At 79.4% G+C, this 554-nt stretch carries 1 protein-coding gene; it reads left to right on the top strand.

Annotated features, from left to right (window positions below):
• The coding region (locus KUM32_RS36090) for an MBL fold metallo-hydrolase (protein WP_254406633.1) at positions 1–554 on the top strand (554 nt) is incomplete at both ends.

Below are 554 nucleotides of genomic sequence, written 5' to 3'. Positions count from 1 at the left end.
GGGAGGTGCTGGCGCCGGGCGTCGCCCGGCGCCGGCTGCCCGGCTGGGACGCCACGGTCGGGGCCGTGGCCGGCCCGGAGGGCGTCCTCGTGGTGGACACCGGGGCGACGCTGCGTGAGGGCGCCGAGATCCGCCGCGAGGTGCGCGCCCTCTTCGGCCGCCCGGTCACCCACGTCGCCCTCACCCACCCGCACTTCGACCACGTGCTCGGCACGGCCGCCTTCGCCGGCGTGCGGGTCTACGGGGCGGCGGGGCTCGCGGACGTGCTGGAGCGGGGGCGGGAGGCGCTGCGCGCGGACGCGGTGCGCCACGGCGCCGACCCCGAGGCGGTCGCCGAGGCCGCCGACCTGCTGGTCTGCCCGCGACACTCGGTGAGCGGCGAGGTCACCGTCGGACTCGGCGCCGGACGCGAGGTGCTGCTGGCCAACGTCGGCCCCGGCCACACCGGGCACGACCTGACGGTCCTGGTGCCGGGCCGGCCCGAGGTGGTCTTTTGCGGCGACCTGGTCGAGGAGTCCGGCGAGCCGCAGGCGGGCCCGGACGCGGTCCCGGCC

The sequence above is a fragment of the Streptomyces sp. AC627_RSS907 genome, from assembly GCF_019049165.1.
Note: the sequence above shows the minus strand (reverse complement) of the source record. Positions and strands in the feature narration are given on the sequence as shown.